Here is an 8288-nt window from a genome sequence, read left to right as displayed (position 1 = left end):
CGGGGGAGGCGCCGACGGGAGCGGGACGGACGTGTCCCGGGCGGGTGACGCCGGGACGCCGCCGGTCGCGACGGGGAGGGGGAGGGGGGTCTGGTTCTCCTCTCTTTGGATTCCCCCGGGGGAACGCCGCCGGGTGGGACGGACACCGGCCCGACCGGCCGCCGGTTGCACGGCCCGGGCAACGGCCGAAGTGCCCGGTGCGGTCAGCCACTCGCGGGAGTTGAGGATGCGCACGCCCAGTCGGCGGGAGGCGGCGGTGTCCTTGCCGAGCCGGGCCGCCTCCTCGGCTGCCGCCCACCCCGCGGCCAGGTCGTCGAGGGTACGCAGCGGCACGAGCGAGGCGAGCCGCTGGTCGCGGATCTCGCCGCGCACGTTCTGACGCTTGCGGGCGTGCCAGTGGCCCAGCGCACGCAGCGACTTGCGGGCGGCGTTGGTCTTCTCCTTGCCCATGCGCAGGCCCCGGGCGACGGTGTCGCTGTTGCGGGCGTTGCGCGGCGGCAGCTTCACCATGGCCTGCAGCAGACGCAGCGCCGCGTCGGTGAGGGAGCAATCGTCGATGAGGGCTTCCGGCGTTTGCAGGAAGGACGCGCGGGAGGGCGCGTTAACATCGCAGAGCATCGTCGGTGGGTCTCTCTCCACTGGGCGGTGTAGGCCCTCGGCGCGGTGTGCCTAGCACCTGCCGGGGGCCGCCTCGTCACACAGGCGAGGCAGAACGTCACCCAACGTACACCGAGTGTGCGAGGGTGTAGGACAAATCCACCGTGAGGGTGAACCGACCAACCGGGAGCCGCACATGTCCGTCCGCCGCGTGGTACCCGACGTGCGCTGCGAGGATCTGGAGCAGAGCCGTGACTTCTACGCCCAGTTGGGCTTCGAGGAGGTCATGCACGAGGGCTGGGTGATGACGCTCGCCTCCACGATCAACCCGACCGCGCAGATCACCTTCATGACGGAGGACAAGACCGCGCCCGCCCACCCCGACATCAGCGTCGAGGTCGACGACGTGGACGCCGTCTACGCGACCGTGCAGGCGAGCGGCGCCCAGATCGTGCGCTCCTTGCAGGACGAGGAGTGGGGCGTCCGCCGCTTCTTCGTCCGTGACCCCAACGGCCGCGTCGTCAACGTCCTCAGCCACCGCTGAGGGCGGCGGCCCCGCGAGGCGGCCGGCTCGGGACTCAGTCGCGGCGGGCGAACCGGACGAAGGTGTGCCAGGCGTCCGGTCGCACAGTGAGTCGGGGCCCGGCGGTGTGCTTGCTGTCGCGGATGTGGACGGCGGCGGGACATTGCGCGACCTCAACGCAGTCACCGCCCTCAGGTCCGCTGTGGGTGGACTTCCGCCAGGAGACAGCGACTTCCAGGCAGTTACCGCCGCCGCTGCCGCTGTAGCTGCTCTTGAACCAGGCCAGCTCGCCGCTCATGGCGCTCCCCCTGTGTCGGAAGTCAGTTGTGGCGGGCGAACTCGACGAAGGTGCGCCAGGTGTCGGGTTGCACGGTGAGTTGGGGCCCGGCGGTGCGCTTGCTGTCGCGGATGTGGACGGCGCTGGGACATTGCGCGACCTCGACGCAGTCACCGCCGCCGCTACCGCTGTAGGTGGACTTCTGCCAGGAGACGGCGACTTCCAGGCAGTTACCGCCGCCGCTGCCGCTGTAGCTGCTCTTGAACCAGACCGGTTCGCTGCTCATCGCTCTCCTGTTCCCCGCTCGATCAACCGTGCGGACTCCTCCAGGTTTAGTGCCCGCGACCGCAGCTTGCCATACCGAAGTCCGAGCGAGCTGACTGTTCTGGCCTCCGTGACCACCATGCCGACGTCTTGAGATTCCAGGTATCCGATCTGCCGGTGCTCCGTGGTCTCCAGTAGCACCATTGGGCCGTTGAGCCCCGGGTGCATCCCGATGTCCGAAGCCATGACTTGTACTTCCACGTTGGGCAGTTGGGCGAGTTCGAGCAGGCGTTGAAGCTGCTCCTTCAGCACCTCGTGACCGCCGACCGGGTTGCGCAGGGCGGGTTCCCAGAGCACGAAGGAGAACTGGACCATCGGCTTGCGGGTCAGCAGTTTCTGGCGTTCGAGACGGGCTTCGAGGTGCTGTTCCAGCGTCTCCGACTCCAGCGGTGGGCAGTGGCCGTTGAACACCGCACGGGCGTAGCGCTCGGTCTGGAGCAGGCCCGGCACGAGCTGCGGTTCGTACGCGAACCGGCTGACCGCCTCCAGTTCCAGCTTGGCGAAGTCCTGGAAGAAAGCGGGAAGCTTGGCGAGTTCCACCTCCTCCTGGAGGGCGAGCAGTGCGCCTCGGGCGTCGAGCGCGCGTTCTGCGGCCTCGGTGAAGGTGATCTTCGCCGGTCGTCGTCCCTGCTCGACCGATGCCGTCTGCTCGGGTGAGTAGCCCACTGCTTCGGCGAGGGCGGGTTGGGTCATCCCGGACTGTTCGCGGAAGAGCTTGAGCAGCCGCCCGTAACAGCGCCACGCCTCCGGCCGGTTGTCCTCGTTCGGCCGTGCCTTCACCTGACGGCCCATGGCCGCCACCTCCCCGTTCTGCCGCATCCGTACAGGTCCCGTACCGGCACGCGCCGGGCGCGTACGTCCCTGATCGGTCCGGCGTGCCGACCTGTGCAGAGTAGAGGCGGTGACCGGATGGTTACCGTGTGACAGCAAACAATCCTTCGACCGAGTGCGGCACGTTGTTCCGCATGCGCTTCACGTCCACTCCCAGGGGCGCCCGGTTGGCCAGGCGGCTCACCGCGGAACGGCTCGACACCTGGCGGGTGCTCCGCTACGGAACCCCGACCGCCCGTGCCGTCGAGTTGATCGTCGGCGAGCTGTGCGCCAACGCCGTCCGCCACGGGACCGTCCGTGGGCGGGACTTCGAGCTGGCCCTGCTCCTGCACGCCGGGGTGCTGCGCATCGAGGTGTCCGACGCACGAGGTGAACGGCATCCGCCACGGGTGGCCCAACTGCCACTCGGAGTGGCCGAGTTCGGGTACGGACTCGTGCTGGTCGCCACGCTCGCCTCCCGTTGGGGGACGACGGGTCGCGTCCCGATGGGCAAGACGGTGTGGGCGGAAGTGGAGGTGTGAGCGGGAGCCGTGGCACGGCCGGCTGTGGACACCACGGGTGACGGCTCAGGTCGCCGCGTCGTCTGGACAGTACGGTCGTCTGGGACAGTACGGGGGTGACGTCCATCTACCGGAGTACCGCCGCCCACCGCCAGGTGGAGGGGTGGTGCACCGACCAGCTCGCCGGGTGGGCGGTTCCCCACCGGTCCGTCGTCCTGGAGACCTCCGCCGGCCGCACCCATGTCGTCGTCGCGGGTGAGGACACCGGCTCCCGCTCCTCGCCCCGGGTGGTGCTGGTCCCCGGCACCAACTTCAACGCCGCCACCAGCCTGCCGCTGTCCACCGTGCTCGCGGCACGCTGGCCCACGTGCGTCGTGGACCTGCCCGGGCAGCCCGGGCTCAGCGCCGCCGAACGTCCTCGGCGGCACCGGCCGGCCCGTTACGGGCAGTGGCTCCAGGAGGTGCTGGCCCAGGTCGGTACGGGCCCCACGGTGCTGGTGGGGCATTCACTCGGCGGAGCCGTGGCCCTCGCCTGCGACGCCCCGCAGCTCACCGGCCGGGTGCTCGTCTCGCCCGCCGGGCTGGCCCGCCTCAGGGTTCCCGGCACAGTCCTGGCCGCCACCCTGCCCTGGCTCGTCCGGCCCACCGAGGCCCGCAGCGCGGCACTGCTGAAGCAGCTGCACGGCCCCGACCGGCGACCGTCCGCCGAACTCGTCACCTGGATGACCCTCCTGGCCCGCTCCTCCCGCTCCAGCCTGGCGCCCGCCCCGCTCCCGCCGGCGACGCTCGCCCGGGCCCGGCGGGTGACGAACGTCGTCGTCACCGGCGAACACGACGTCTTCCTCCCGCCCTCCCGGCTGGCCCCGCACGCCTCCCGCCACCTCGGCGTCGCGGTGAGAACCGTGCCCGACGCGGGACACCTCGTCGTCGAGGAGCAGCCAGGAGCCGTCGTCGCACACGTGGCGGCGCTGATCGACGGAGACGCCGCCGACCGTCCGTGATCCCCCGCGCCCGACCGGGCACCCCTCCCGCGTCGCCCACCCGGCGACGATCGGGCGTACGTCGTTAGACCCTGCTCTTCGTGAAGACCACATGCGCCGGGTGGGGTGCCGAGACCCCGCCAGGCGGTGGTCGGGCCGGGCTTTCGTGGAAAGGGGTGGCTGCGGGGCTACGGGTGTCCCCTCGCTCCGGGCTCGGCAAGCCGCTCTGCGGTAGCTTGACCGGTGTGACTGCACCGGCCATCGAAGAGGTACGGCTCACCGCGTTCAAGAGCTTCCGCGGCGAGCCCTTCCCGCTCGCTCCTCTCACCGTGCTCATCGGCCGGAACAGCAGCGGCAAGTCCAACGCCCTCGACGGCCTTGAGGTCCTGTCCCGGCTGGCGCGCGGTGAGGACATCACCGAAGCGCTGGAGAGCCGCCGCAGTGCAGCCGGCCCCGTCCGTGGCGGGCTGGCCGGCTGCGTGCCGCACGGCTCCGACAGGTTCTCCCTGGGATGCAGCGTGCGCACGGAGGACGGCCCCGTCCACCTGGACGTGACCGTGCAGGTGGAGCCGGAAGTCCGGATCGTCGAGGAACGCCTGTCCGGCCCGACGGCCAAGGGAGTGAAGGACCTCCTGGTCAGTGCGGAACCACTTCCCCACGTCAGCGACCTGCACGCGGCCTGGTACAACGGCCGGCCCGGCCGCAACCCGAGTGGTCCCTTCCGAGGGTCCAGGCTGCTGACCTCGCAGCTCCCCCTTCGGGTCAGCGCCGGGACGGAGGGGGAACGGGACACCGTTCGCTGCGCCGAGACCATGCTCTCCGCGCTGGTCAGTGTCTTCCACCTCGATCCCGTGCCGCATCTCATGCGCCAGTACGTGCCGGCCCGGGACAGCAACCTCCGAAGAACCGCGGAGAACCTCTCCGCTGCCGTCGGCAGCATCCAGCGATTCGCTCCCGACCTCTTCGACGATCTCGTCGCACTGCTGCGGGGGCTCGCCGACCATGACATCCAACGCCTGGCAGTGACACGCTCCGAACTGGGCGACGTCATGCTCGCCCTGGACGAAGGACCGCTCGGACTCACCCCCGCCCGTGAGATGAGCGACGGCATGCTGCGTTTCCTCGCGGTCGCCACGTCGCTGCTCGCCGGTGGCAACGGTCTCGACCTGGGGGCGTCACCGGTGTCCGACCCGGAAGACCCCGAGCGCAACCTGACTCTCGTCGTGGAGGAACTGGAGAACGGGCTGCACCCGTCCCAGGCGTCGGAGGTGCTCCGCCTCGTCCGGCAGGCCAGCGCCGGGAACGGAACCCAGGTGCTCATCACCACCCACAGCCCCGCGTTGCTGTCCGCGCTCGACAGCGGTGACCACGAGGGCGTCGTGTTCTGCTGGCGAGACCGCGAGGGCGGTACCAGCCGACTCTCCAAGCTCACCGATCTGGACGGTTATCCGGCCGCCATGGCGGCCGGATCCCTCGGTGACGTGGTCACCCAGGGTCGCCTCGACGCTCAGCGGCGGGACGAGCGCGACTACTCGGAATTCGATCGGCTGCTGGGGATCGGGTAACGCGTGGCTCGCAGAGTTGAGTTCGTCGACACGTCCATTCTGTGCAACCTGCTTGAAGTGCCCGGCAAATGCCAGGACCGTGAAAGCGTCGTCCAGGAACTGCGACGCACACGGCAGGCGCGCGACTGCGACCTGCTCCTTCCTGTCACTGCCGTCATCGAGACGGGCAACCACATCGCGCAACTCGCCGACGGGTACCAGCGCCGAACGACTGCGGAACGGTTCACCGAGGTGCTGCGCATGATGGTGGCAGGAAAGGCGCCCTGGGCCCTCAACGAAGTCGAGTGGAACGCGGCCCACCTGGAGGCACTCATCGTGGGGGGCAACACCGGGAGCAGCCTCGTCGAGCACGCCTGCAACAAGGTCGGTTGCGGCGACCTGAACATCCTCATCGAACGCGACCGGTACCTCGCGCGGACCTCCGGAGTGAAGGCAACGGTGTGGACCAGGGACGAGCTGCTGGCGGCCTACGCCTGAAACCTGCTGCCCGCTGCCCGTAGGTCCTACGGTTGCGGGAGGGGCTGCGGGCGGCGGCGCGGCGACGCCGCACCCAGTCACCCGCCTCGCCGACGGCGACGAACACGGCCGCCGAGCCCGCACAGACGAGCAGACCCGCCGCCTGGTCGAACACCTTGCTCGCCACCCAGAACGTGCCGGTCATCAGCAGCCACCACACGATCACGGTGGCGGCCTCGCGCCCTGGGGAAGTCTTCACGAGCGTCACCGTACGGGCCGGGTGCCGGATCCCGCGCAGCCGCACTGCACCTGTCGCTGCCGCTGGGGCCGCCGGGGCAACTGTCCTTGTGGTCGGCGCGGCGGATGGTTTCAGGGCGGACGGCTCAGTGCGTTTCACGAGCCGAAGCCGGGCGCCAGGCCTCGAAGTAGCCCTCGCGGAGGGGTCCGCCCATCAGCTCCAGCACCTGACCACGGCGGACGTCAGCGGCTGGGGGTCACCGGTTCTGGCGAGGTGACATGTCCGTCGAGTGCCAGGCGGGCGGCTTCTGCGACCTGCTGCTACACGGCTCGGGGCCGGGGGCCGGGGCGGGTCAGTTCAGGGGAGGGGTGAGGCGGAAGAAGGTGTCGGCCCTGTGGAGCGCGGTGTTCTGCCGGTATCGCCGGTTCGGACCCCGCGCTTCCGCCGGGCCGCCGCGCCTTCGCCTGCCCGGCCGCCCGGCCCCCGTTCCGTTGCCGCTCGTTCACGCCTCCGGGTAGCGGCGTGGGGTCCAGACGACCTCGCGGCCCTCGCGGCGCCGCACGGCCTGGGTCTGGGAGGAGCCGACGAGGATGACGGTCCGCATGTCGACGTCCTGCGGGTCGAGTTGGGCGAGCTGGACGACGCGCACCGACTCCTCCGGGCCGCCGACGTCACGGCCCAGCACGACGGGGGTGTCCGGGGCGCGGTGCTCCAGCAGCAGTTCGCGGGCCTTGCCGACCTGCCAGGTGCGGCTGCGCGATCCTGGGTTGTAGAGGGCCAGCACCAGGTCGGCGGCGACGGCCTTGCGCAGCCGTTCGGCGATGACCTCCCACGGCTTGAGCCGGTCGGACAGCGAGATCACCGCGTAGTCGTGGCCCAGCGGGGCCCCCGCGGCGGCTGCCGCCGCGTGGGCGGCGGTCACGCCGGGCAGCACCCGTACCGGCACGTCCCGGTACTGCTCCTGGCAGGCGACCTCCAGCACGGCCGTGGCCATGGCGAAGACGCCCGGGTCACCGGACGAGACGACCGCGACCCGCCGGCCCCGGCGGGCCAGGTCGAGCGCGAACTCGGCGCGTTCCGACTCGACCTTGTTGTCGGAGCCGTGCCGCTGCTGGCCCGGCCGCACCGGTACCCGGTCCAGGTAGGTGGTGTAGCCCACGAGGTCCTCGGCGGCGGCCAGTTCACCGCGCGCCTCGGGTGTCAGCCACTTCGGTCCGGCCGGTCCGAGCCCGACCACGACGACCTCGCCGCCACCGGTGCGCGGCGGCGGGGTGGAGCCGATACGGCTGGGGACGACGGCCACCGAGAAGTACGGCACCGAGTCCGGATCGACGTCCGCGAGCAGGCTGGTGCGCTCGGCGGGCATCGTCGCCCGCTCCACGTAGTGGGCCTCGGCGAGCCGTCCGGAGCGCTCCAGCGCACGGCGCACGTGCGGGAACGTGCGGCCCAGCTTCATCACGGCGGCGGCGTCCGTCCCGGCCAGCCGTGCTGCCAGCTCCTCCTCGGGCAGGGTGCCCGGCAGCACGGTGAGCACCTCCTCGCCCTCGACGAGCGGCTTGCCGAGCCGGGCCGCCGCGGCGCTGACCGACGTGACGCCGGGAACGACCTCGGTCGGGTAGCGGTGGGCGAGCCGCTTGTGCATGTGCATGTACGAGCCGTAGAAGAGCGGGTCGCCCTCGGAGATGACGGCGACCGTTCGGCCCGCGTCCAGGTGGGCGGCGAGCCGGGCCGCGCACTCGGTGTAGAAGTCCTCCATCGCGCCCTGGTAGCCGCCGGGGTGGTCGGTGGTGCCCGTCGTCACCGGGTAGATCAGCGGTTCCTCGATGTGCTCGGGACGCAGGTGCTCGGCGGCGATGGACCGCGCGATGCTGCTGCCCGGCCGGGCACCGTGGTAGGCGACGACGTCGGCCCCGGCGATGACCTGGACCGCGCGGACCGTCATCAGCGACGGGTCGCCGGGCCCCAGCCCGACCCCGTACAGCCGCCCGGCGCCGGCG

9 protein-coding genes and 1 pseudogene are annotated in these 8288 nt (G+C 71.1%); 5 read left to right on the top strand and 5 right to left on the bottom strand.

The annotated features are described in order from the left end of the window. Window positions 1–618: pseudogene (locus ACYVE9_RS10010) on the bottom strand (hypothetical protein); the annotation flags it as partial. Between the two features lie 175 nt (window positions 619–793). On the opposite strand from ACYVE9_RS10010, the gene ACYVE9_RS10005 reads away from it, so the two are divergent. Then, entirely contained in the window at window positions 794–1141 is a 348-nt protein-coding gene (locus ACYVE9_RS10005) for a VOC family protein (RefSeq protein ID WP_461027408.1), read from the top strand. A gap of 34 nt (window positions 1142–1175) precedes the next feature. Here ACYVE9_RS10005 and ACYVE9_RS10000 read toward each other — a convergent pair whose 3' ends face one another. Genes ACYVE9_RS10000 through ACYVE9_RS09990 form a run of 3 tightly spaced genes read right to left on the bottom strand, consistent with a single transcriptional unit; the run spans window position 1176 to window position 2540 of the window. Continuing rightward, on the bottom strand, window positions 1176–1418 hold the full coding sequence (locus tag ACYVE9_RS10000; RefSeq protein ID WP_461027407.1) for a DUF397 domain-containing protein: 243 nt from the start codon (window positions 1416–1418) through the stop codon (window positions 1176–1178). 22 nt (window positions 1419–1440) lie between these two features. After that, entirely contained in the window at window positions 1441–1683 is a 243-nt protein-coding gene (locus tag ACYVE9_RS09995) for a DUF397 domain-containing protein (RefSeq protein WP_461027406.1), read from the bottom strand. Then, on the bottom strand, window positions 1680–2540 hold the full coding sequence (locus ACYVE9_RS09990; protein WP_461027405.1) for a helix-turn-helix domain-containing protein: 861 nt from the start codon (window positions 2538–2540) through the stop codon (window positions 1680–1682). The genes ACYVE9_RS09995 and ACYVE9_RS09990 overlap by 4 nt, the downstream gene beginning before the upstream one ends. Window positions 2541–2686: 146 nt before the next feature. Here ACYVE9_RS09990 and ACYVE9_RS09985 point away from each other — a divergent pair, with 146 nt between their 5' ends. The 4 genes from ACYVE9_RS09985 to ACYVE9_RS09970 all read left to right on the top strand — a co-directional run bounded on the left by ACYVE9_RS09985 (window position 2687) and on the right by ACYVE9_RS09970 (window position 6074). Further along, entirely contained in the window at window positions 2687–3073 is a 387-nt protein-coding gene (locus tag ACYVE9_RS09985; RefSeq protein ID WP_461027404.1) for an ATP-binding protein, read from the top strand. A gap of 95 nt (window positions 3074–3168) precedes the next feature. Then, window positions 3169–4053 carry an alpha/beta fold hydrolase gene (locus tag ACYVE9_RS09980; RefSeq protein WP_461027403.1) on the top strand — a complete coding sequence of 295 codons (885 nt, stop codon included), beginning with the start codon at window positions 3169–3171 and terminating at the stop codon, window positions 4051–4053. Between the two features lie 224 nt (window positions 4054–4277). After that, a complete protein-coding gene (locus ACYVE9_RS09975; protein WP_461027402.1) occupies window positions 4278–5597 on the top strand; it encodes an AAA family ATPase in 1320 nt (439 codons plus the stop codon). A 3-nt stretch (window positions 5598–5600) separates the two neighbouring features. Beyond that, window positions 5601–6074, top strand: coding sequence for a hypothetical protein (locus ACYVE9_RS09970; protein ID WP_461027401.1), 474 nt, complete (start codon window positions 5601–5603; stop codon window positions 6072–6074). Between the two features lie 719 nt (window positions 6075–6793). Here the strand turns inward: ACYVE9_RS09970 and ACYVE9_RS09965 are convergent. Next, entirely contained in the window at window positions 6794–8272 is a 1479-nt protein-coding gene (locus ACYVE9_RS09965; protein ID WP_461027409.1) for a precorrin-2 C(20)-methyltransferase, read from the bottom strand. Window positions 8273–8288: the final 16 nt, after the last annotated feature.

This window comes from Streptomyces sparsus (assembly GCF_054776295.1).
The sequence above is the reverse complement of the archived record's forward strand: the minus strand, read 5'-3'. Positions and strand labels throughout refer to the sequence as shown.